We start from the raw sequence: 20,916 nt of genomic DNA, 5'->3' as shown, positions 1-20,916 counted from the left end.
CTGCTCCACGCTCGCCCTTCACCACCAGCATACCCGTTGCATGCACCGATCGACGCCCGATCGACCCCGAAGTGTCGCGATAGGCGTTTGTCTACCCATGTTGTCCGAATTTCCGCCATCGACGCCCTCTCCCGGGCCCCCGCCTCCCGACTATGCGGCGGACCGGCGAACGCTTAGGCTTGCCGCCGTGGACGCCCCGGTCGAAGCGAGCGACGAAGCCCTGATGCTGGCCTATGCCGCCGGCGACGCACGCGCGTTCGAGACCCTGTACCTGCGCCATCGCGGCCGCCTGTACCAGTACCTGCTGCGGCAGCTGCGCGACCGGGCGCTGGCCGAAGAACTGTTCCAGGACGTGTGGCAGCGGGTGATCGCCGCACGCCTGGACTGGCAGCCGCAGGCCGCGTTCACCACCTGGCTGCTGCGCATCGCCCACAATCGACTCGGCGACCATTGGCGCGCGGCCAAGCACCGCCCGCCGGCGCCGGCCGACGCCGACCTGCGCACCGCCCGCGTGCAGGACCCCGACACCCCGGAGCGGCAGTTGTCCGCCTTCGAACAACGGCGCCAGTTGCAACTGGCGCTGGATGCGCTTCCCGAGGAGCAACGCGACGTGCTGCTGCTGCGCCTGGAGCAGGAATTGAGCCTGGACGAGATCGGGCAGATCACCGGCGTCGGCCGCGAGACGGTCAAGTCGCGGCTGCGCTATGCGATGGACAAACTGCGCGCGAGGCTGGGCGGATGAGCGCCGACGAACCGCTGACCCCGGAAGAGCGCGCGCTCGCCGAACGCCTGCGCCTGGGCCAGCAGGCATTGCCGCCCCCAGCGCTGGATGCGGCGATCCTGGCTGCTGCCCGCGCGGCAGTCGCGCCGGGCGCCGTCGAGATCGCGGAGTATCCCAGCAGCGCCGCCGAACGGGCGCGGGCGCAGGCCACCGCCGCGATGCCAGCGTCCATCCCCCCAGCCACCCCCACCTCGGCCGAACGAGACCCCGCGCCTGCATCCCGCCCCGCCGCATCGGCGTCGCGGTCACGCTGGCCGACCTGGCTGGGCCTGGCGGCCTCGCTGGTGCTGGTGGCCGGCATCGCCTGGCGCGCACGCCCGCCGGTGCCCTTGGCGCCGATGCCGTCGGCAGCGCCTGCTCCAGCAGCGACGCCCGCCACCGACGCCCCCTCTGCACCAGCCGCATCGCCGGCACCGCCCTCCGCGGAGCCGGCGTCGGATGCCACCGCGCCGGCGGCCCCCGAGGCCACAGCGCCCGCCGCTGTGGCCTCGGCGCGCAGGGAAGCCGAAGCACCTGCCGCGCCGCTGCCGGAGGCGCAGGCGCGCAAGCCGGTGCCCGCGAAGAACCTGGCCCCTCCCGCGCCACCGGCGATGGTGGCGCCCGCTGCACCGCCGGCCCCGGCCCCGGCACCACCGCCACCGTCACCGGCGATCGCGGCGGACATTAGCGAGCCGTCTCCTGAATCGGCCGCCGAACAGCAAGACGCCCCCGCCGCCATGGCCTTGCGCGCACCGGCGCGCGCGGCAACGACGCAGGACACCTGGGCACGCAACGCGCCCACCGACGACGCCCGCCAGGCCAAGCTGGCGGCCGCCGCGCGCACGCAGGCCGCTGCCACCGGATCGTCGGAGGCGCTGTCGCTGCAACCTTCCACATCGTCTGCCGCGCCCGCCGCCGCATCGGCACAGCCCCGGTCCTCCGCTGGCGCCTCGGCGGCCGCAGTGGAAGTCGCCGTGGAGGACGACGCGCAATTGCCCCCGCGGCGCTGGCTGCAACGGATCCGCGAGCGCCGCGATGGCGGCGAACTGGACGTCGCCCGCGCCAGCCTGCTGCGCTTCCAGCGCACCCACCCGCACCGCACGGTGCCCGCAGACCTGCGCACGCTGCTGCAGGACTGAGCCGTGCGCTGCCGGCGCCTGCGCCGCAGGCCGGCCGCGCGCCTCGTCTACAATGCTCCCGATGCCCGATACGCTCCCGCACCCCGTCAGCCACATCGTGGAGATCAAGCACAGCCGCTTCCTGGCCCACGCCGCGCCGATCGCCGAGGCCGGCGCAGCGCTGGCGTTCGTGCAGCAGGTGATGGTGGCCGACGCCACCCACAATTGCTGGGCCTACCGCCACGGCGACGAGTACCGCTCCAGCGACGACGGCGAGCCCGCCGGCACCGCCGGCCGGCCGATCCTGGCGGCGATCGACGGCCAGGGCTTCGACCGCGTGGTGGTGGTGGTCACGCGCTGGTACGGCGGCATCAAGCTCGGCGCCGGCGGCCTGGTCCGCGCCTACGGCGGCAGCGCGGCCGAGTGCCTGCGCCTGGCGCCGCGGCAACCGCTGCTGGCCTTGAGCCTGCTCACCCTGCACTGCGGCTTCGACGACCTGGGTGCGGTGCATGCCGCACTGAGCGCCTGCGCCGCGGAGAAACTCGATGAACGCTTCGATGCCGGCGGCGCCGAATTGCGCCTGCGCCTGCCCAGCGATCGCGTCGACGCCTTGAAAACCCGCCTGCGCGACGCCACTCGCAATCGGGTCCGCTGTTCGGAACCCGCCCCCGCATGAACACCCCGTCGGCCGACCAGGCCAAGTCGCTGCGCAGGCTCGGCAGCCTGCGCACCCTGTGGCCGTTCGTGCGTCGCCGGCGCGGCCTGCTCGTCGCCTGGCTGGTGGCGCTGGCGATCTCCTCCAGCGCCACGCTGAGCCTGCCGGTGGCGGTGCGGCAGATGATCGATCACGGCTTCAGCGACAGCAGCCGCATCAACCAGTCGTTCGCCCTGCTGTTCGCGGTCGCGCTGGTACTGGCGGTGGCGACCGCCACGCGCTTCTACTTCGTGTCGCTGCTCGGCGAGAAAGTGGTCGCCGACCTGCGCGAGCGCCTGTACACGCACCTGATCGGCCTGCACGCCGGCTTCCACGACCGCAACCGCAGCGGCGAACTGGTCTCGCGCCTGTCGGCCGACAGCGAACTGCTGCGCGGGGTGATCGGCAGCACCATGTCGGTGGCGCTGCGCAGCACGGTCACCGCGGTCGGCAGCGTGGTGATGCTGTGCGTGACCAGCCCGCACCTGGCCGCCTACACCCTGCTCGGCATCCCGCTGGCGGTCCTGCCGATCGTGCTCGGCGCGCGCCGCCTGCAGAAGATCTCGCGCGCCAGCCAGGACCGCGTCGCCGACGCCAACACCCTGGCCGCCGAGACCCTGGGCGCGGTGCGCACGGTGCAGGCGTACGCGCGCGAAGGCTACGAACGCGGCCGCTTCGGCGAGGCGCTGGCGCAGACCGTTGCGGTGGCGCGGCGCCGGGTCGGCGCACAGGCGATGATCACCGCCGCGGCCATCGTGCTGATCTTCGGCGCCATCGTGCTGGTGCTGTGGTCGGGCGCGCACGAGGTCGCCGCCGGCGAACTGAGCGCCGGCGCGCTCGGCCAGTTCGTGCTGTACGCGATGTTCGGCGGCGGCTCGGTGGCCTCGCTGGCCGAAGTCTGGAACGACCTGCAGCGCGCGGCCGGCGGCATGGGCCGCATCGCCGAACTGTTCCAGGAGCGCCCCGAAATCGTCGCGCCGGCGCAGCCGCGCGCGTTGCCGCAGCCCCTGCTTGGCGAGGTGCGCTTCGACAACGTCAGCTTCCGCTACCCGCAGCGCCCCGATCACCCAGCGCTGGACGGCTTCGACCTGCACGTGCGGCCCGGCGAAAGCGTGGCCCTGGTCGGCCCCTCCGGGGCGGGCAAGAGCACGGTGCTGGCGCTGCTGATGCGCTTCCACGATCCGCAATCGGGCAGCCTGCAGGTGGACGGCCTGGACCTGCGCACGCTGGACCCATCGCAGCTGCGCGCGGCGATCGGGCTGGTGCCGCAGCACCCGACCCTGTTTGCCGCCAGCGCCGCCGACAACATCCGCTATGGCCGGCTCGAGGCCAGCGAAGCCGAAGTCGAGGCCGCGGCGCGCGCGGCCGAAGCCGATGCCTTCCTGCGGCAGTTGCCCGACGGCTATGCCAGCGAACTGGGCGAGCGCGGCGCGCGCCTGTCCGGCGGCCAGCAGCAGCGCATCGCCATCGCCCGCGCCCTGCTCAAGGACGCGCCGATCCTGTTGCTGGACGAAGCCACCAGCGCTCTGGACGCGCAGAGCGAACATGCCGTGCAGCAGGCGCTGGAGCGGCTGATGGCCGGGCGCACCACCCTGGTGATCGCGCACCGCCTGGCCACCGTGCTCAAAGCCGACCGCATCGTGGTGATGGACCACGGCCGCATCGTCGCCCAGGGCACCCATGCCGAGCTGCTGGCACAGGACGGGCTGTACGCCGAACTCGCTCGCCTGCAGTTCATCGACTGAGCACGCCGCGCTAACGGCGGCAGGACTACGGTCGAGCCGCGTCTGCTGCGGTCCGCGCGTGTCGCGAACGCCGCCGAGGCGCACCGCATTCGATGCAGCGTTCGACAGGAGGCTTCCGATGTCCTTTCGCCAATTGCCCGCCCTCGGTCCCGACGGCGAGACCTATCTGATCACCGAATTCCAGGACGATGCGCCGCGCCAGCAGCAGGCGCAGCACGACCCGCACGCCGACAGCGGACTGCGCTACGAACTGGCCGACGGCCGCAAGCTGATCCGCCGCGGCCAGCAGTTCGTCACCACCGGTGGCGAGTTGACCCTGACCGCGGTCTAGCGTCGCTACCACGGTATGCCGCCGTGCCCTGTCATCGCCACTGGCGTTCGGGGCACTGGCGGCAAACTGGTGAATTTTTCGCCACACCTCTTGACAGGCTTGCCGCGCAAGGCGCGCCGACAGTTATCCACATGTTTGCGCAGCGGCCATCCACATGCGCTGTGGATGAATTGCGAGCAGGTGGTGGTGGTTTCCCTCCACGCGTCTCGGGAATTGCGCGGTCGCGGCTGAAGCCGCTCCTACGAGGGTCGCTTCCGGCTTTCGTAGGAGCGGCTTCAGCCGCGACCACGTGAACTCAAGAAATTGGGCAATCGGCAAGCGCCGCGCCAATCAACCCGTCAACACGCGCCCGATCCCGCTGGCATCGATCTCCGCCGCGGCCGCGCGCACGGCGGTTGCGTCGCTGTCCGGATCGAAACCGAGCCGGAAATGCAGTTCGCCCGCCTGCGTGCGCGAGGAGTGGATCGAGGCGAGGTTGACGCCATGGCGCTCGAACACGTGCAACAGCGCGCGCAGCGAGCCGGCGCGGTCTTCCGGCAAGTACACGCTGAGCGTGGCCTGCTCGGTCAGATCGGCGAGCAAGTACCCCACCCGTTCATAGCTGTAGTTGCCCTGCGCGATCGCCGCCTCGCCCAACGCCTGCCGGTTGGCATCGAGAAACTCGGCACGAAACTGCGCGCGCGCCGCGTCGTCGCCACGGCCGACCTGATCGCGCAGCCGCGACAGTTGCGCGATCAGCCCGTCCAGCACATCGCCGACATGCGGATTGCCGAACTGGATGTCTTCGTAGATGGCCGGATTCAGGGCCAGGATGCGCGCGATGATCGCGGTATCCAGTTCGAACGAGGCCGAGCGGTACGGCAGCAAGGCCTGCAACGGCCCCAGCGCCGGCGCATGCTCGCGCAGTACCCCGGCCTGGGCCAGGTGCGTGGCGTGGACCATCGCCTGCACCAGGGCCATTACCCGGTCGTGGTGCTCGGGCGTGGTGCGCACGCACTCGCCTTCCAGCGCCGCATACAGCTGCTGCAGCCAGGGCTGCCATTGCGCCACCCGCGCCTCGCACACCACCAGCACGCGGCCCTTGAGCGTGGGCGACTTCGGCGGCGCGGTCATCGGATGCAGGCCGGCCACTTCCGCCTGCGAGGCCAGCATCGCCGCCACCGGCGCGGCCTTGACCGAGGTGACGTCCAGCCACAGCTGGCCGTGTTCGCGGCCGCCGGCGCGCTGCACGTATTCGCCGATCAAGGCCGGCGTGTGCCGGATCGGCGCGGAGAAGATCAGCACCTGCGCCTGTTGCAGCAGCGCCTCCGGCGCCAGCGACTGCGGGTCGGCCGGATCGTGGCCGATCACCTGCAACTGCATGCGCTCGCGGAAGAAGCGGCTCAGCCAGCGGCCATAGGCGCCGGCGCTGCCGACGATGCCGACGACCGGGCGCAGGCTCACGCCAGGCGCTCGGCGACGAAGCGCAACGGCGTGGCCAGCGCGGCCGGCGCTGCCGCCAGCACGTCCAGCTCTTCCACATCCGCGGCCAGGGTCGCCTCCAGCGCCGCATGCACGCCGGCGATGGCGCGACCGATCGCCGCCTCGAAGCTGTCGCCGCGCAGCAGGAAGGCCACCAGCAGCGCCATCAGCACATCGCCGGTACCGGCGACATCCACGGGCAGCAAGGGCGAGCACCAGCGGTAGACCGCCTCGCGGCTCACCGCCAGCGTCACCAATTGTCCGGCGTCGCCGCCGACGCTATGCGCAAGCACCCACTGCGGGCCGCGCGCCAGCAACACGCGCGCCGCGGCGATCGCCTCGTCCTGGGCCAGTGCCGGCATGCCGGTCAGGCGGCCGAGTTCGAACGCATTCGGCGTCACCAGCCACGCGTGCGGCAGCAGGCGTTCGGCGAAGATCGCTTCCAGGCCCGGTTCCACATAGGGACCGGTATGCGTATCGCCGATCACCGGGTCCAGGCAGTAGCGCAGCGTCGGGCACTGCGGCAGCGTGGCGTCGAGCCAGTCGGCGAAAGCGGCACCATTGCCGACGCTGCCGAAGTAGCCGGACACCAGCATGCGCGCGCGTTGCGGCAGGCCGCGTTCGCTGGCGCCGAGCAACAGGTCGGCGAACCAGTCCGACGGCAGCACCTTGCCGCGCAAGGTCGCGTAGAACGGCGCATTGCTCAGCAGCGTGGTCGGGATCTCCGCCACACGCAGGCCCAGCGCGCGCAACGGCGGCACCGCCGCGCTATTGCCGGCATGGCCGTAGACCAGTTGCGACTGCACGGAAATGACGTCGACCGGCACCGGCCCGTCGGGGCGCTGGCGGCGACCATGGATGAGATGACTTGCGGCGGAGCTGTCGGCGGAAGCATTCATCGCCTTAGTGTAGCGCTGGCGCAAGGACGCTCAGCGGCGCGCGCATGCGCGGTGTTGCGGAGGCTTTCAGCAACAACGGCCTCAGCTGCGACGCTCCGACGAGAAAGCGTCGCGGCTGAAGCCGCTCCTACAACGGGGCCAGGATGCGGGAGAAGTCCAAACACCATCCGGAATCAAGAATTTCTATTTCTCACTCCGCTCAGCGGCGAAGTATTCCACTTGTAGGAGCGGCTTCGGCCGCGACGCTTTAACGGTAAAGCGTCGGGGCTGAAGCCCCTCCCACAAAAGCACTGCGGGAAACAACACCGGGACCATCACGAATCCCGGCTCTCAACAGCCGCAGGCTGGTCATCACCAATCCCGAATCCCGGCTTCCAACAGCCGCAGGCTGGTCATCCCTAATCCCGAATCCCGAATCCCTAATCCCGGCTCACGTCACGACGTCATCCGGTCCCAGAACCCCTTCACCCCATCGATGAAGGTGGCCGACTTCGGCGAATGCTTGCGCGCGTCCTCGCCGGTGAAGGTGGACTCGAACTGCTCCAGCAGCTTGCGCTGGTCGGCGGTGAGATTGATCGGCGTCTCCACCACCACCCGGCAGTACAGATCGCCTTCGCTGCGGCTGCGCACCGAGCGCACGCCCTTGCCGCGCAAGCGGAACAGCTTGCCGGTCTGGGTCTCGGCCGGAATGCGGATCTCCGCCTCGCCGCCGAGGGTGGCCACGCGCACGGTGTCGCCAAGGGCCGCCTGCGAGATGCGGATCGGCACCTCGCAGTGCAGGTCGTCGCCGTCGCGCTGGAAGATCGGGTGCTCGCGCACGCGCACTTCCACGTACAGGTCGCCCGGCGGGGTGCCGGCCGGACCGGCCTCGCCCTCGCCCGACAGGCGGATGCGGTCGCCGTTGTCGACGCCGGCGGGAATCTTCACCGACAGCACCTTGGTCTCTTCCACGCGCCCGGCGCCGTGGCACACGCCGCAGGGGTTCTGCACGATCTGGCCGCGGCCGGCGCACTGCGGGCAGGTCTGCTGCATGGCGAAGATGCCGCGCTGGATGCGCACCTGGCCGCGCCCGTGGCAGGTCACGCAGGTCTCGACCTTGCCGTCCTCCGAGCCGCTGCCGTGGCAGTGCTCGCATTCGCTCAGGGTCGGAATCTCGATGCGGCGCTCGATGCCGGCCACCGCTTCTTCCAGGTCCAGCTCCAGCACGTAGCCGATGTCGGCGCCACGCCGCGGGGCACGTCCGCCACCGCCGGCACCACCGAAGATGTTGCCGAAGATGTCGCCGAAGATATCGCCCATGTCCGGGCCGCCAGGGCCGCCGCCCATCCCGCCCATGCCGTGCTCGAACGCGGCGTGGCCATGCGCGTCGTACATGCGCCGGCGGTTGCCGTCGGACAGCACCTCATAGGCTTCCTTGCATTCCTTGAACGCGGCCTCGGCGGCTTGGTCGCCGGGATTGCGGTCCGGGTGGTACTTCATCGCGCAACGGCGATAGGCCTTCTTCAGCTCGTCGTCGCTGGCGGTGCGGGCCACACCCAGCACTTCGTAATAGTCGCGTTTGCTCATGGGGCGGGGATTCGAGATTCGGGAGTCGGGATTCGTTCAATGCAAAAGCGGAGAGCCTCGGCTCTTCCGCTTTTACAAACTTGATGGACAGGGATGGGAGTGGGAACCAACAGGCCAAGGCCTTTGCGAATCCCCAATCCCGAATCCCCAATCCCGGCTTACTTCTTGTCGTCCTTGACTTCGGTGAACTCGGCGTCGACCACGTCGTCGGCGTGGGCCGAGGACGCATGCGCGCCGCCGGCGTTGCCGCCCGGCTGCTGCTCGCCCGCCGCCGCGGCCGCGTACAGCGACTGACCGGCCTCTTCCAACGCCTTGGTCTTGGCCTCGATCTGGCCCTTGTCGTCGCCCTTCATCGCGGTTTCCAGATCCGCCAGCGCCGACTCGACCTTGCCGATGACATCGCCGCCGACCTTGCTGCCGTGCTCGGTGATCGCGCTGCGGGTCGCGTGGATCAGGCCATCGGCCTGGTTGCGCGCCTGCACCAGCTCGTGGAACTTCTTGTCTTCCTCGCGGTTGGCTTCCGCGTCGGCGACCATCCGCTGGATCTCGTCGTCCGACAGGCCGGAGCCGGCCTTGATCTCGACCTTCTGTTCCTTGTTGGTCTTCTTGTCCTTGGCCGACACGTGCAGGATGCCGTTGGCGTCGATGTCGAAGGACACCTCCACCTGCGGCAGGCCACGCGGCGCCGGCTCGATGCCGGACAGGTCGAACTTGGCCAGCGACTTGTTGTAGCGGGCCTGCTCGCGCTCGCCCTGCAGCACGTGCACGGTCACCGCCGACTGGTTGTCCTCGGCGGTGGAGAACACCTGCGAGGCCTTGGTCGGGATGGTCGTGTTCTTCTCGATGATCTTGGTGAACACGCCGCCCAGGGTCTCGATACCCAGGCTCAGCGGGGTCACGTCGAGCAGCAGCACGTCCTTGACGTCGCCGGCCAGCACGCCGCCCTGGATCGCGGCGCCCAGCGCCACGGCCTCGTCGGGGTTGACGTCCTTGCGCGGCTCCTTGCCGAAGAACTCGGCCACCGCCTGCTGCACCTTCGGCATGCGGGTCTGGCCACCGACCAGGATCACCTCGGTGATGTCGCTGGCGCGCAGGCCGGCGTCGTTCAGCGCGGTGCGGCACGGATCGATGGTGCGCTTGACCAGATCCTCCACCAGCGCCTCGAGCTTGGCCCGGGTCAGCTTGATGTTGAGGTGCTTCGGGCCCGACGCGTCGGCGGTGACGTACGGCAGGTTGACTTCGGTCTGCTGCGAGGACGACAGCTCGATCTTGGCGCGCTCGGCGGCGTCCTTCAGGCGCTGCAGCGCCAGCGGATCCTTGCGCAGGTCGATGCCCTGGTCCTTGTTGAACTCTTCCACCAGGTAGTCGATGACGCGCTTGTCGAAGTCTTCGCCGCCCAGGAAGGTATCGCCGTTGGTGGCCAGCACTTCGAACTGCTTCTCGCCGTCGACGTTGGCGATCTCGATGATCGACACGTCGAAGGTGCCGCCGCCCAGGTCGTACACCGCGATCTTGCGGTCGCCGCCCTGGCCCTTGTCCAGGCCGTAGGCCAGCGCGGCCGCGGTCGGCTCGTTGATGATGCGCTTGACGTCCAGGCCGGCGATGCGGCCAGCGTCCTTGGTCGCCTGGCGCTGGCTGTCGTTGAAGTACGCCGGCACGGTGATGACTGCCTCGGTGACGGTCTCGCCCAGGAACGCCTCGGCGGTCTTCTTCATCTTCTCCAGCACCTGCGCGGAGATTTCCTGCGAGGCCAGCTTGCGCCCGTCGGCGGTGGCCACCCAGGCGTCGCCGTTGTCGTGCTGGACGATGCTGTACGGCACCAGGCCGATGTCCTTCTGGACTTCGGCGTCGGTGAACTTGCGGCCGATCAGGCGCTTGACCGCGTAGAAGGTGTTCTTGGGGTTGGTGACGGCCTGGCGCTTGGCCGAGGCGCCCACCAGCACTTCGCCGTCCTTGGTGTAGGCGACGATCGAAGGCGTGGTGCGGTCACCCTCGGAATTCTCGATGACGCGGGCCTTGCCGCCGTCCATGATCGCCACGCACGAATTGGTCGTGCCCAGGTCGATGCCGATGATCTTGCCCATTGCAATGACTCCTGAAAGGTCGTGTAGCCGGCCAGTGCCGGGATCTGGTTCGGATATAGGGATGGCTGCAGGTCATTCAAGCCATCGCCGCAAATTAGCGTTCCACCGCCGCCGCGCCGGGTTCAGGCGCGGGCGGCCGGCGCGCTCAGTCGTGCTTGGCCACGACCACTAAAGCGGGCCGCAGCAGGCGGTCGTTGAGCAGGTAGCCCTTCTGGAACACCTGGATCACATGCCCCGGGGCCACGCCCTCGGCCTCGGCCTGGCTGATCGCCTGGTGATGCTCGGGGTTGAACGGCTCGCCGGTCGGGTCGAGCAGGGTCAGGCCGTTGTCGGCGGCGACCTTGAGCAACTGCTTGTAGGTCAGCTCCAGGCCGTCGCGCAGCGGGCTGGGCTCGCTGCCGGCGGCGGTCAACCCCGCGTCCAGACTGTCGAACACCGGCAGCAGGTCGCCGAGCAGGCGCTCGTTGGCGAACTTGCGCGCCTGCTCCACGTCGCGGGCAATGCGCTTGCGCTGGTTCTCCAGGTCGGCCCGCTCGCGCAGGGCGTCGGCCTTGACCAGGGCCAGTTCGCTGCGCAGCGTCTCGATCTCCGCCTGCAGCGGATCGGTCGAGGGCTGCTGCGCCTCGGTCAGGTGTTCGGAATCGAATTCGGGGTGCTCTTGCGTCATGTCCGTATCCCTGGCGGGGTACGTCCCGCCTTACCGGACCACCTATGTGGGCGGCGCGGGCGGATTCAAGTGAGGCTGGGATTGGGGATTCGGGATTGGGGATTGGAGATTCGCCCGGGCGCGGCGGGATGGCCTGCTGGCGGATGAGGCGGCGGCGCTTCGACCAGCGCTGCGCTCAGCGATCGCCGGGTGGGGATGGATCCAGGCGGGCGCCGAGGACGTCGGCGGCTGTCTGGACCAGGGGGATGACCCGGTCGTAGTCCATGCGCTTGGGGCCGATCACGCCGAGCACGCCCAGCACCTGGCCGCCGGCCATGTACGGGGCGGTCACCAGCGACACGCTCTCCAGCGGCACCATGCCGGTCTCCTCGCCGATGAAGATGCGCACGCCAGGCGCGCGGATGGTGCGTTCAAGCAGCTGCAGGATCTCACGCTTGCTGGCGAAGACCTCGAACAGTTCGCGCAGCCGCTCCAGGTCCGACAGGCCCTGCACACCCATCAACTTGGTCTGCCCGGCCAGCACCATGTCGTCGCCGGCCGGCGCCAGCGCCTGCTCGGCCAGTTCGACGCTGTGCGCCAGCAACTGCTCCATCTCGTCGCGCGCATGGCGCAGGTCGCGCAGCAGGCTGGCGCGGATGTCGGCCAGCGCGCGCCCGGCGAAATGCCGGTTCAGATAGTTGGCCACCCGCTCCAGCTCGCCCGGCTCGTAGGCCTTGCGCGGCTCGATGACCCGGTTCTGCACTTCGTTGTCGGCGAACACCAGAATCGCCAGCACCCGCCGCGCGTCCAGCGGCACGAAGTCGATGTGCCGGAACGCGAACTGCTCGCGCTTGGGCGCGCTGACCACGCCGACGAAGTGGGTCATCGCCGACAGCAGCTCCGAAGCGCTGCCCAGCAAGGCCTGGGTGCCGGCGGCATTGGCCATCTCCGCACGCAGTCGTGCCACCTCGCCTTCGGCCGGCGGGCGCATCTGCACCAGGCTGTCGACGAACACCCGGTAGCCGGTGGCGGTGGGCACGCGTCCGGCCGAGGTGTGCGGCGAGCTCAGCAGCCCGGCGTCCTCCAGGTCGGCCAGGATGTTGCGGATCGTCGCCGGGCTCACGTCCAGCCCGGCATGGCGGGCCAGGGTCTGCGAGCCGACCGGCTCGCCGTCGCGGATGTAGCGCGAGATCAGCGTGCGCAGCAGCTGACGGGCACGCGGATCGAGGCTGGAATGGACCGGGGAAGCGCGCATGGAATCAACCCGTGAGACTGGTCCTTAGATAATGTCTGCACGCCGGCTTGGCAAGTCATTGGCCCACCTACCCGCGCATGCTAGCGTTGCGCGGCCCCGGATGCAGACCCCATGCTCAGACATCTTTCGATCAAGGATTTCGCCGTCGTACGCGGCACCGAACTGGAATTCGGCCCCGGCATGACCGTGGTGTCCGGCGAAACCGGCGCCGGCAAGTCGCTGATGGTGGACGCGCTCGGCTTCCTGTCCGGGTTGCGCGCCGACAGCGGCGTGGTCCGCCACGGCGCCGACCGCGCCGAGCTGTCGGCCGAGTTCGTCGCCCCCGCCCAGGCCCGCGCCTGGCTGCGCGAGAACGAACTCGACGACGAAGACCACTGCCAGCTGCGGCGGGTGATCCGCGCCGACGGCGGCTCGCGCGCCTGGATCAACGGGCGCCCGGTGACCCTGTCGCAACTGGCGGAGCTGGCCGGCCACCTGGTCGAGATCCACGGCCAGCACGAACACCAGGCCCTGCTCTCGCGCGGCAGCCAGCTCGGCCTGCTCGACGCCTATGCCCGCAACGACGCCGAGCGCGCCGCGGTGCGCGCCGCCGCCGCCCGCTGGCAGGGTCTGCTCAGCGAGCGCGAGACCCTGCTCGCGCAGGGCGACGTCAGCGACCGCATCGGTTTCCTGCAGCACCAGTTGGCCGAACTGCAGCGCGAGGACCTGGACCCGGCGGCGATCGCCGCCCTGGACGCCAACCACCGCCGCCAGGCCCACGCCGCCGCACTGATCGGCGCCTGCGAAGGCGCGGCGCAGCGGCTCAACGGCGACGAGGCGCCGGCGGTGCTGGATCTGCTGCAGCAGACCCGCCACGAACTTGGCAAGGTCGGCGAGTACGACCCGCGCCTGGCCGAAGTACAGGCGCTGATCGACAGCGCCAGCATCCAGTTGGAGGAAGCGCTGGCGCTGATCGACCGGGTCCGCGACGACTTGGACGCCGACCCGGCGCAGTTCGACGAGATGGAGCGCAAGCTCGGCCGCCTGCACGACCTGGCGCGCAAGCACCGCATCGGCGTGGACGCGCTGGCCGACCACCGCGACGCCCTGCTCGCCGAAGTGGAGAGCCTGCGCGGCGCCGGCGAGCGGCTGGACGTGCTCGACGCCGAGATCGCCCAGGCCACCCAGGCTTGGCGCGACGCCGCGGCCGCACTGACCGCCACCCGCGACCGTGGCGCGCAAGCGCTGTCGCACGACACCACCGCCCTGATCGGCGAACTGGGCATGGGCGGCGGCCGCTTCCTGATCCAGCTTGAGCCGCACGACACCGAACGGCCGGACCCGGCCGGCGCCGAGCGGGTCGAGTTCCTGGTCGCCGCCAACGCCGGGCAGCCGCCGCGCGCGCTGCGCAAGGTCGCCTCCGGCGGCGAACTGTCGCGCATCTCGCTGGCGATCGAGGTCGCCGCGCTGGGCCTGGACGCGGTCCCGACCATGGTCTTCGACGAAGTGGACTCGGGCATCGGCGGCGCCGTCGCCGACATCGTCGGCAAGAAGCTGCGCGCGCTCGGCGAGCAGCGCCAGGTGCTGTGCGTGACCCACCTGCCGCAGGTCGCCGCCCAGGGCCACGCCCATTACCGGGTCAGCAAGGCGCCGGTCGAAGGCATGACCCAGAGCTCGGTGGAACTGCTGGCGCCGCGCCAGCGCGAGGAAGAACTGGCACGGATGCTGGGCGGTGTCGAGGTCAGCAAGGAAGCCCGCGCCGCCGCCAAGCGGCTGCTGCTCAGCGCGGGCTGAGCGGCCGGCGGCGGGACCCTCATCCGCCCCTGCGGGGCACCTTCTCCCGATGGGAGAAGGGAGAAGCCGTAGCCCCTCTCCCACCGGGAGAGGGGTTGGGGTGAGGGTTCGGCGCGGAGCGACCCGCTGACCGATCCACGCGGCGACACCCGCACCCTCATCCGCCCCTGCGGGGCACCTTCTCCCGAGGGGAGAAGGGAGAAGCCTTAGCCCCTGTCCCGCCGGGAGAGGGGTTGGGGTGAGGGTGCGTGGCGAAGCCCCAGCGCGCTTGCGCCGAGGGAAACACAGGCCGGCAAGGCCGACCCGGCCGCCAGCCTCACCCCTTCTTGCCGCTCGGCCGCTTGCTGCGCACGTACAGCACCAGCGAGTGCTCTTCCAGCTCGTAGCCGTGATCGGCGGCGATCTTGCGCTGCAACTCTTCGATCTCCGCGCTTTCGAACTCGATGATCTTGCCGGTGTCCACGTCCACCATGTGGTCGTGGTGGCCGCCGCGGTCCAGTTCGTACACCGCCTGGCCGCCCTCGAAGTTGTGCTTGAGCACCAGCCCGGCCGCCTCGAACTGGGTCAGCACGCGGTACACGGTGGCCAGGCCGATCTCGTCGCCGTGGTCCAGCAACTGCCGATAGATCTCCTCGGCGGTCATGTGGTGCCGCGCCGACTTCTGCTCCAGCAGCTCGAGGATGCGCATCCGGGGGTGCGTGACCTTCAGGCCGACTTTGCGCAGATCGTGGGATTCCATGGCGTCTCCGTTCATAGCTGGTTTATCGCCAGCTGCCTGGGAATGGGTCGCGGCGGTCGCGGGGAGTGTATCATCGACGTGATTTCATTCAGCCCTGTCCCCGATGCGCAATCTCCTGCTGGTCGCCGCTGTTGCCCTGTCCACCGCTGGCTGCGGCATCATTTACAAGCAGCCCATCTATCAGGGCAATCTGATCAAGCCGTCGGCCGTCGAACAGCTGAAGGTCGGACAGAGCAAGCAGCAGGTCAGCGCGCTGCTGGGCAGCCCCTCGATCCCGGATCCGTTCCATGCGCAGCGCTGGGACTACACCTCCACCGAGCGTGTCGATCGCGTTGGCCGTACCGAGATCAAGAACTTCGTCGTGTTCTTCGACAACGACATGGTCACCCGCTGGGAAGGCGACTACTTCCCGGACCAGGACGAAGAGCTGGCCAAGAACAGCGTGCGCCAGTTCGGCCGCAACCTGGCCAAGGACAAGAAGAAGCAGCGCCGCGGCGAATGAGCCGGCGTCCGCGTCGCGCCCCGCCGCTCAGCGCGGCTCAGCGCGGCTTGGCGCGGCGTCGCCTGGCGTCCTTCGGGTCGATCAGCAACGGCCTGAGCAATTCCACCCGGTCGCCGTCCTGCAGCAGCCGCGTCGGCGCGGCGACTTCGCCGTAGACCGCGCACGGCATGCCGGGCGTCGCTTCGGGCAACGCGGCGGCGGCCAGCGCATCGGCCACGGTCGCGCCTTCCGGCAGCTCAAGCCGCTGCGACACGAAGCGCTCCGGCCAGGCCAGCACCACCTCGACCTGCATGGCGGCTAGGCCTGTTCCCGGTCGGCCACGCGCACGAAGTCGTTGACCATGCGGTCGGCCAGGCTCTGGAAGCCCAGCGCCAGCGCCGGGCCCAGCAGGCGCGAGGCGGGTTCGAAGTCGAGCATCAGGCTGACCTTGCTGGCGTGCTCGTTGAAGCCCTGGAAGGTCCACTGCCCCTGCAGACGCTTGAACGGACCGTCGCGCAGCTGCATATCGATGCGATCCGGGCGCTGCAGGCTGTTCTCGGTGGTGAACCAGGTGCGGAACGAGCCCAGCCCCAGGTCGAGCCGCGCCACCAGGACGCGGTCGTTCTGCTCGAGGATATGGGCCGCGTCGCACCAGGCGAACCGGCGCGGATAGGCGGCGACGTCGTTGACCAGATCGAACATGCGCGTTGCGGCGTGTTCGACCAGAGCGCTGCGGCGGATGATAGGCATTCGGGACGGGAAGTGGGACCAAGACGTTCGGGAGGCCCCGAATCGGAGACAATAGCAAGATGAGCAAGAAACCCGTCAAGGATAAAGCAAACGGCGCGACGGCCAACAAGACCATCGCCCTGAACAAGCGCGCGCGCCACGAATATCACCTGGAGGACCGCTACGAGGCGGGCCTGGCCCTGCAGGGCTGGGAGGTGAAGTCGATCCGCGCCGGCCGCGCCAACATCGGCGAGAGCTACGCGTTCGTGCGCCAGGGCGAGCTGTTCCTGTTCGGTGCGCAGATCACCCCGTTGATCCAGGCCTCCACCCACGTGGTCGCCGACGACCGGCGCACGCGCAAGCTGCTGCTGCACCGGAACGAGATCGACAAGCTGATCGGCCGCGTCGAACGCGATGGCTACACCCTCGTGCCCACCGCGATGTACTGGAGCAAGAACAAGATCAAGCTCGAGATCGCGCTGGCCAAGGGCAAGCAGGACCACGACAAGCGCAACGCGGCCAAGGACCGCGACTGGGCCCGCGACAAACAGCGAATCATGCGTCGGCACAACAAGAATGCCTGAGTGGCGGGGATGATCAGCCATTCGGCTGCTGAAAAGCCGGGATTTGGGATTGGGGATTCGCAACAGCGGATCTCCTGCCCGTCCCAGCGGCCCTGCCCGCCTCGCCTTTCCCGTAGGAGCGGCTTAAGCCGCGACCGGGTGAAGCCGGGATTGGGGATTGGAGAGTCGCAACGGCGGCTCCCATTCCCACAAGCTCAGCCGCAAGTGCGACGCCGTAACGCCATGGCACGCACGGCAGCCGCAAGAACGCACCGCGATGCATGGATGCCCTTGTGGGAGCGGCTTCAGCCGCGACGCGATGAAGTCGGAACGCGACGTGATTGGGGCGCACCGGTCGCAGAAAACGCGCAACCCGTTTCATGCCCTCATCCGGAAACATCGGCAGTCAGCCATTGCGGCGAAAGCAGATTCCGACATGAAAGGCGGGCGGCCCCTGAGACTGTTCCGCCCCTCGATTGCCGCCCATCCCCAATCCCGGCCTCACCGCGTCGCGGCTGAAGCCGCTCCCACACGGGAGACCGTGCTACCCAGGAAACCACCGTTGCGAATCCCAAATTTCGAATCCCCGGCTTTTCAGCAGCCGAATGGCTGATCATCCAAGCCCAAGCGCCTCGCGGCTGAGACCGCCCTGGCGAAACGCCCAGGCGACGCGTGAAGCCGCTGTTGCGAATCCCCACTCCCAAATCCCCCATCCCTGCCCACTCACGTCCCCCCAAGCATCCGCATCAGGCTCGGCAGCCCACTGCCCTGCATGTAGCGATCGCGCTGCAGGTCCAGGCACTGCGCCAGCACCAGTTGCTTGACCCGATCCGGCGCACCGATGAACTCACGGCGTACCGACAGGAAGGCGGCGATCAGCCCGGACACATGCGCCGCGGCCATGCTGGTGCCGCTCATCTCCACCATCCAGGTGCCGGGATCCTCGAGCGCATAGCCGTGGTGCGCCGACAGGATCTTTTCGCCCGGCGCGACCAGGTCGGGCTTGTAGCGGCCATCGGCGGTCGGGCCACGCGAAGAGAAGTACGAAATGCCGTAGCTGTGCGGGCTGCTCTTGTGCACCGAGCCCACCGCCAGCGATTCCTCCAGGTTGGCCGGGTCGCCGATGCTCAGGTCCAGGTTCAGCGGGTAGGCCTCGCCATCGCCCTGCATCAGCCAGGCCAGGCCGTCGTTGCCGGCCGCGATCACCACCACCACGCCCTGCCGCCACAGCCGGCGCAGTTCGTTGCACAGTGGGGTGAAGCCGCAGCCGTAGCTCTCGGCGTCGAAGTAGCCGCCCAGGCTCAGGTTGACTCCGTGCACCACCAGTTCGCCGGCGCGCTCGTTGAGTTCAGCCACCTGCTGCACGCCCTTGATGATCCACGAGTCGCGCCCGTTGCCGTCGTCGTCCAGCACCTTCAGCCCATACAACCGCGCCAGCGGCGCCATGCCGGCGAACTGCAGCGGCGCCGTGGTCGGCACGCCCGGCAGCGGCGCCTCGCATTGCCCGGCGATGATGCCGGCCACGTGGGTGCCGTGGCCGTTGCCGTCGAGCGCGTCGAAGCCGGCCTCGCCCGGGCGCAGCGCGCGCGGGCGCCCGCGCTGGGTGCAGTCCCACTGGGCGAGCACGGTCGCCGGTTGCCCGGCGGTATGGAAGTGCGGATGCGCCGCGGCGATGCCGCTGTCCAGCACCGCCCAGCCGATGCCGCTGCCGAGCGCGCGATAGGCCACCTGCGCCGCGTCCACCTGGATCGTGCTGCGCGACTGGTAGATCAGCGCGCGCTTGCCGGCATCGCGCCACAAACGCTTGAGGTTGAGGTCGCGATAGCGCTCGCGCAGGCTCTCGATCTCGAACCGGGTCAACCGCGCCGACACGTAGCGCTGCAGGGTGTCCTCCAGTTCGATCTGCGCATCCAGCGCCTCGCCATGCAGGCCGGTGGAGGCCTCGGTGAGCGTGCGCAATGCGGCGATCAGCTCATGCTTGCGCTGCGCCGGATCGCCGGCCTCGGACAGCCGCTCCAGTTCGATCAGCACCTCATGCCGATAATCCGGCGCGCGCGCCTCCAACTGGTCGGACAAGTCCTTGATCAGCACCGGATGCGCGATCGGCTGGTCGAAGCCCACGCCCACCGCGCGCCTCACCTCGGCGCGCACGTCGGGGATGGACAGGTAGCCGGCGGCCGAATGCGGGTTGTGCTGCCAATCCGGGTTGATCTTCGACCCGGCGATGTTCTGGAAGCGCCCGCCGGCATCGGCGATGTCGTCGCTGAGATCGGCGTCCAGCGCCACCGGGTCGCGCCGCTCGGCGACGTTGACCCAGCGCGCCACGCAGGGCGGAAACGGCAGCTTCGGCGTGCCAGTCCACTCCTTGAACATGCTGCGCACCACCGGCAGCCCCAGCGGCGAGCCGAGCGTGAGCAGCAGCGACACCTCGCAGTCCTGCGGCTGCAGCTCGCGCAGCACGTCGTAGGCGATCAGCGAGCCTTGGCTGTGCGCGATGATCACGAACGGGCCGCCACCGGCGCGGATGCGCTGCAGCAGGCTCTCGCGCATCTGCGTGCGCCGCGCCGGCACGAAGAAGAAGTCGTGCACGTCCTGCAGCAGCGCGGCGGAGATCAGCTTCAGCAGTGCGCGGTTGAGCACATCGACCACGCCCTGCGCGTGCACGTCGGCGGCCGCAGCCGCCGGTGCCGGCGCCGCCGCCTCCACCTCGTCCAGCACTTGGTGCAGCCGTACGCGCTCGGCCTCGCTGGCGGCCAGCGTGTCGGCGAGCTGGCGCAGATCGGCCAGTTGCGGGGCCACACCGAGCGCGCTGAGCACGCGCTGCTCGGCCTGGTTCAGCACCGGGCCGCGGTCCTGGTCCTGGCAATCGCCGGGCTCCGGCGACGGATAGCGTTCGCGGTTGACCCAGTAGGCCATGCGCGTGCGCTCGCCCATCGCGCGGCCGAACAGCGCGCGATCCCATTGGCAGCGCAACACCTCGGCCGGCGGCTTGTTGCCGATGCCATGGATGTAGACGACCGTGCGTGCCCGCCCCTGCGCCAGCGAACCTTCGCCGGTGGCCTTGGGCCGCAGCGCGTTGCTCGCCGGCGGCGTGGCGGCGGGCATCGCCGCGGCGGGCCTGCCGGCACCAGGAGCCGCGGCGTGAGACCTGGACGGTGCTGCCGGCCTTGCCGATGCAGGCGCCTTCGTAGATGGAGCTGCCGATGCCGACGTCGTCTTCTTCACTGCCTTGGCAGCACGCGCGCCACCCGCTGTCGTCTTGCGCGTTGTTGCTGTCGGCTTGGCGGCAGATCTCGCCTGCGCCTTGGCCAGCGCCTTGCCGGGCGTGGACGTCGAGGACGTGACGGGTGTCTTGGGCGTACGCCCGCTGCTGCGGCCACGCGGCTGTCTGCTTGCCATTGCGCTGCTCCATGCCTGGGGGAATGCCTGGGGGACGGCGGCGTGACAGGGCCGGCGTCGCAGTGAAGCCAGCTTAAGCGGGGCCCGTCTCAAGGCTTGTGACTGGCCTCCCCGATCCCTACACTGTGCAGGTCAGCGTTTGACGTTGTCCCCGGGGGTGCACTGGTTTCGACGGGGGTTGCAAAATCGCTTGGCGCATGCCGAGGGGGCAGCTTTCCTCGTAAATCCAGCCGCAAACTTATAGTTGCCAACGACGACAACTACGCACTGGCCGCTTAAGGCCTAGCCCCGAAATCGCTTGTGTCCGTGCTCGCGACGTAGGGTCATTATCACGGAATCGCCGGTGGTGGCTGCCTGTCAGCCATTGGCTAAATCAAGCAGGCTGGTCCCGGGATGCGCTTCGCACATCGTGCTGTTCCGGGGCGAGATCCAACGATGAGCTAAGCATGTAGTGCCGGGGATGGAGTGCCTTCGGACGGCGGTTCGATTCCGCCCACCTCCACCATCCAAACGTCCATGGACGTGCAAACGAAGCTGGAATCCCGATCGCATCGAGGCTTCCGGCTTTTTTTGTGCCTGATGGTGGCCACAACCACGTGCCACACCCACCAGGGTGTCGCCGCGCTTGCCCACGCTGGTCGGCCACATCGCGCAGCCGCGTGCCATGATCGGA

General features: G+C 69.4%; 18 protein-coding genes and 1 other RNA gene. 9 read left to right on the top strand and 10 right to left on the bottom strand.

The window, feature by feature from the left end; all coding sequences use genetic code 11:
- The first annotated feature begins 187 nt into the window (after nt 1-187).
- The 5 genes from AC1PMG_RS08875 (at nt 188) to AC1PMG_RS08855 (ending at nt 4,648) form a co-directional block, all read left to right on the top strand.
- Complete coding sequence (locus tag AC1PMG_RS08875; protein WP_160946038.1) at nt 188-742, top strand: RNA polymerase sigma factor; 555 nt, start codon at nt 188-190, stop codon at nt 740-742.
- Nucleotides 739-1,899: a hypothetical protein gene (locus tag AC1PMG_RS08870; protein ID WP_481111343.1), complete on the top strand. Its 1,161-nt coding sequence runs from the start codon at nt 739-741 to the stop codon at nt 1,897-1,899. Before AC1PMG_RS08875 ends, AC1PMG_RS08870 begins: the two co-directional genes overlap by 4 nt.
- Nucleotides 1,900-1,960: 61 nt before the next feature.
- Entirely contained in the window at nt 1,961-2,554 is a 594-nt protein-coding gene (locus AC1PMG_RS08865; RefSeq protein ID WP_481111342.1) for an IMPACT family protein, read from the top strand.
- Nucleotides 2,551-4,317, top strand: a complete 1,767-nt coding sequence (locus AC1PMG_RS08860; RefSeq protein ID WP_481111341.1) for an ABC transporter transmembrane domain-containing protein — start codon at nt 2,551-2,553, stop codon at nt 4,315-4,317. Before AC1PMG_RS08865 ends, AC1PMG_RS08860 begins: the two co-directional genes overlap by 4 nt.
- A gap of 118 nt (nt 4,318-4,435) precedes the next feature.
- The gene (locus AC1PMG_RS08855; protein ID WP_043092188.1) at nt 4,436-4,648 is read left to right on the top strand and encodes a hypothetical protein; all 213 of its coding nucleotides are present in this window, start codon (nt 4,436-4,438) and stop codon (nt 4,646-4,648) included.
- Between the two features lie 330 nt (nt 4,649-4,978).
- On the opposite strand, the gene AC1PMG_RS08850 is transcribed toward AC1PMG_RS08855, so the two are convergent.
- The 6 genes from AC1PMG_RS08850 to hrcA form a co-directional block, all read right to left on the bottom strand.
- Complete coding sequence (locus AC1PMG_RS08850; protein ID WP_481111340.1) at nt 4,979-6,091, bottom strand: prephenate dehydrogenase; 1,113 nt, start codon at nt 6,089-6,091, stop codon at nt 4,979-4,981.
- Nucleotides 6,088-7,008 carry a pyridoxal kinase gene (gene pdxY / locus AC1PMG_RS08845; RefSeq protein WP_148829317.1) on the bottom strand — a complete coding sequence of 307 codons (921 nt, stop codon included), beginning with the start codon at nt 7,006-7,008 and terminating at the stop codon, nt 6,088-6,090. Before pdxY ends, AC1PMG_RS08850 begins: the two co-directional genes overlap by 4 nt.
- 435 nt (nt 7,009-7,443) lie before the next feature.
- A complete protein-coding gene (gene dnaJ, locus AC1PMG_RS08840; RefSeq protein WP_342072025.1) occupies nt 7,444-8,574 on the bottom strand; it encodes a molecular chaperone DnaJ in 1,131 nt (376 codons plus the stop codon).
- Nucleotides 8,575-8,732: 158 nt separating this feature from the next.
- Nucleotides 8,733-10,658 (bottom strand): molecular chaperone DnaK, encoded by a 1,926-nt coding sequence (dnaK, locus tag AC1PMG_RS08835; RefSeq protein ID WP_279363861.1) that lies wholly within the window; start codon nt 10,656-10,658, stop codon nt 8,733-8,735.
- Nucleotides 10,659-10,803: 145 nt separating this feature from the next.
- Nucleotides 10,804-11,325, bottom strand: coding sequence for a nucleotide exchange factor GrpE (gene grpE, locus AC1PMG_RS08830; RefSeq protein ID WP_017913573.1), 522 nt, complete (start codon nt 11,323-11,325; stop codon nt 10,804-10,806).
- 175 nt (nt 11,326-11,500) lie between these two features.
- Nucleotides 11,501-12,559, bottom strand: coding sequence for a heat-inducible transcriptional repressor HrcA (gene hrcA / locus AC1PMG_RS08825; protein WP_481111339.1), 1,059 nt, complete (start codon nt 12,557-12,559; stop codon nt 11,501-11,503).
- A 111-nt stretch (nt 12,560-12,670) separates the two neighbouring features.
- Between hrcA and recN the strand changes: the two genes are divergently transcribed.
- Nucleotides 12,671-14,332: a DNA repair protein RecN gene (recN, locus tag AC1PMG_RS08820; RefSeq protein WP_481111338.1), complete on the top strand. Its 1,662-nt coding sequence runs from the start codon at nt 12,671-12,673 to the stop codon at nt 14,330-14,332.
- A 316-nt stretch (nt 14,333-14,648) separates the two neighbouring features.
- Here the strand turns inward: recN and fur are convergent, their stop codons facing one another.
- The gene (gene fur / locus AC1PMG_RS08815; RefSeq protein ID WP_026143876.1) at nt 14,649-15,071 is read right to left on the bottom strand and encodes a ferric iron uptake transcriptional regulator; all 423 of its coding nucleotides are present in this window, start codon (nt 15,069-15,071) and stop codon (nt 14,649-14,651) included.
- 103 nt (nt 15,072-15,174) lie between these two features.
- Here fur and AC1PMG_RS08810 point away from each other — a divergent pair, with 103 nt between their 5' ends.
- Complete coding sequence (locus AC1PMG_RS08810; RefSeq protein WP_017908545.1) at nt 15,175-15,573, top strand: outer membrane protein assembly factor BamE; 399 nt, start codon at nt 15,175-15,177, stop codon at nt 15,571-15,573.
- Between the two features lie 37 nt (nt 15,574-15,610).
- Here the strand turns inward: AC1PMG_RS08810 and AC1PMG_RS08805 are convergent, their stop codons facing one another.
- Both AC1PMG_RS08805 and AC1PMG_RS08800 read right to left on the bottom strand, forming a co-directional pair.
- The gene (locus AC1PMG_RS08805; protein WP_267114402.1) at nt 15,611-15,865 is read right to left on the bottom strand and encodes an RnfH family protein; all 255 of its coding nucleotides are present in this window, start codon (nt 15,863-15,865) and stop codon (nt 15,611-15,613) included.
- 5 nt (nt 15,866-15,870) lie between these two features.
- Complete coding sequence (locus AC1PMG_RS08800) at nt 15,871-16,302, bottom strand: type II toxin-antitoxin system RatA family toxin (RefSeq protein ID WP_026144297.1); 432 nt, start codon at nt 16,300-16,302, stop codon at nt 15,871-15,873.
- Between the two features lie 59 nt (nt 16,303-16,361).
- Between AC1PMG_RS08800 and smpB the strand changes: the two genes are divergently transcribed.
- A complete protein-coding gene (gene smpB, locus AC1PMG_RS08795) occupies nt 16,362-16,865 on the top strand; it encodes an SsrA-binding protein SmpB (RefSeq protein ID WP_017908548.1) in 504 nt (167 codons plus the stop codon).
- A 702-nt stretch (nt 16,866-17,567) separates the two neighbouring features.
- Here the strand turns inward: smpB and AC1PMG_RS08790 are convergent.
- Nucleotides 17,568-19,817: a S8 family peptidase gene (locus tag AC1PMG_RS08790; RefSeq protein WP_481111643.1), complete on the bottom strand. Its 2,250-nt coding sequence runs from the start codon at nt 19,815-19,817 to the stop codon at nt 17,568-17,570.
- Between the two features lie 579 nt (nt 19,818-20,396).
- Between AC1PMG_RS08790 and ssrA the strand changes: the two genes are divergently transcribed.
- Nucleotides 20,397-20,748: a transfer-messenger RNA gene (ssrA, locus tag AC1PMG_RS08785) on the top strand.
- The last annotated feature ends 168 nt before the right edge of the window (nt 20,749-20,916 follow it).

This window comes from Xanthomonas sp. NCPPB 2250 (assembly GCF_056725265.1).
The sequence above is the reverse complement of the archived record's forward strand: the minus strand, read 5'-3'. Positions and strand labels throughout refer to the sequence as shown.

What these genes read in the sequence shown, in the direction of transcription:
- AC1PMG_RS08870 (WP_481111343.1), top strand. Translation starts at nt 739, where the DNA reads ATGAGCGCCGACGAACCGCTGACCCCGGAAGAGCGCGCGCTCGCCGAA.
- AC1PMG_RS08865 (WP_481111342.1), top strand. Translation starts at nt 1,961, where the DNA reads ATGCCCGATACGCTCCCGCACCCCGTCAGCCACATCGTGGAGATCAAG.
- AC1PMG_RS08860 (WP_481111341.1), top strand. Translation starts at nt 2,551, where the DNA reads ATGAACACCCCGTCGGCCGACCAGGCCAAGTCGCTGCGCAGGCTCGGC.
- AC1PMG_RS08855 (WP_043092188.1), top strand. Translation starts at nt 4,436, where the DNA reads ATGTCCTTTCGCCAATTGCCCGCCCTCGGTCCCGACGGCGAGACCTAT.
- pdxY (WP_148829317.1), bottom strand. Translation starts at nt 7,008, where the DNA reads ATGAATGCTTCCGCCGACAGCTCCGCCGCAAGTCATCTCATCCATGGT.
- dnaJ (WP_342072025.1), bottom strand. Translation starts at nt 8,574, where the DNA reads ATGAGCAAACGCGACTATTACGAAGTGCTGGGTGTGGCCCGCACCGCC.
- dnaK (WP_279363861.1), bottom strand. Translation starts at nt 10,658, where the DNA reads ATGGGCAAGATCATCGGCATCGACCTGGGCACGACCAATTCGTGCGTG.
- grpE (WP_017913573.1), bottom strand. Translation starts at nt 11,325, where the DNA reads ATGACGCAAGAGCACCCCGAATTCGATTCCGAACACCTGACCGAGGCG.
- hrcA (WP_481111339.1), bottom strand. Translation starts at nt 12,559, where the DNA reads ATGCGCGCTTCCCCGGTCCATTCCAGCCTCGATCCGCGTGCCCGTCAG.
- recN (WP_481111338.1), top strand. Translation starts at nt 12,671, where the DNA reads ATGCTCAGACATCTTTCGATCAAGGATTTCGCCGTCGTACGCGGCACC.
- fur (WP_026143876.1), bottom strand. Translation starts at nt 15,071, where the DNA reads ATGGAATCCCACGATCTGCGCAAAGTCGGCCTGAAGGTCACGCACCCC.
- AC1PMG_RS08810 (WP_017908545.1), top strand. Translation starts at nt 15,175, where the DNA reads ATGCGCAATCTCCTGCTGGTCGCCGCTGTTGCCCTGTCCACCGCTGGC.
- AC1PMG_RS08805 (WP_267114402.1), bottom strand. Translation starts at nt 15,865, where the DNA reads ATGCAGGTCGAGGTGGTGCTGGCCTGGCCGGAGCGCTTCGTGTCGCAG.
- AC1PMG_RS08800 (WP_026144297.1), bottom strand. Translation starts at nt 16,302, where the DNA reads ATGCCTATCATCCGCCGCAGCGCTCTGGTCGAACACGCCGCAACGCGC.
- smpB (WP_017908548.1), top strand. Translation starts at nt 16,362, where the DNA reads ATGAGCAAGAAACCCGTCAAGGATAAAGCAAACGGCGCGACGGCCAAC.